This window comes from Stenotrophomonas pictorum JCM 9942 (assembly GCF_001310775.1).
In the GTDB taxonomy this organism is placed as follows: Bacteria; Pseudomonadota; Gammaproteobacteria; order Xanthomonadales; family Xanthomonadaceae; genus Stenotrophomonas; species Stenotrophomonas pictorum.
This window is the reverse complement of record NZ_BAZI01000751.1, coordinates 1-678: the sequence shown is the minus strand read 5'-3', so window position 1 is coordinate 678 and position 678 is coordinate 1. Positions and strand designations below refer to the sequence as shown.

The 678-nt window shown below is 62.7% G+C and carries 1 protein-coding gene; it reads right to left on the bottom strand.

Translation table 11 applies throughout. The features are described 5' to 3' along the window. A partial coding sequence (locus tag JCM9942_RS19505) for a primosomal protein N' family DNA-binding protein (protein ID WP_172675211.1) occupies positions 1-170 on the bottom strand: 170 nt, incomplete at its 3' end. Positions 171-678: the final 508 nt, after the last annotated feature.

The window sequence follows — 678 nt, the reverse complement described above, 5'->3', positions numbered from 1 at the left end:
CTGGCCGCGCCCTCGACCACCCCGACCAGCTCGCGCGGGCCGAACGGTACCCGCACCCGGCGGCCGACATCGCCGTCGGAGGGGACGGGACTGTTTTCCGGCGGCAGGTAATCGAACAGTTGCGGCAGCGGCACCGGCAGGGCGATGCGCAGGGTAGGGCAGGCGGGCATGGGCCAGTTTAGCCGTTGCCGGGCAGGGGGCCGGTTCTGTTCACTTGGGTGAAAGTGCTCCGGACCAATTCATAAATGGCACGTAAACACAGGCCGTACTTGGGGATTTCCGCTTATCCACATTTATTGTGGATAACTCTGTGGGTGAGCCGGGTGCTCCACGCGCTCAAGCCGATGGGTCAAGCCTTCCGCTTAACTTGGTCAAAAAATAGCCACATAAAATAGTCTTTTAAAATCAATAACTTGTTCGTGAAACAAAAGCTAAACCCGGTCCTGGCCCAGCCCGGGCGGGAAAATCACCGCAGCGTATTGACGCTGTGCACAAGTTGCGGCAGACCGGTCGGCGGCGGTGCTGCCGGCATGCTCGCCACGGCGGTGGCGCAGGTGCGCTGGGTATCATGCGCAGGATGATGGAGTTCACATGATGGCCGCACCCGCCCCCCTGGCCCCGGCCGCCGCCAATGCGCTGGCGGCGTTTTTGCGTGGCGTCGAGCGGCGTGCGCTGGTG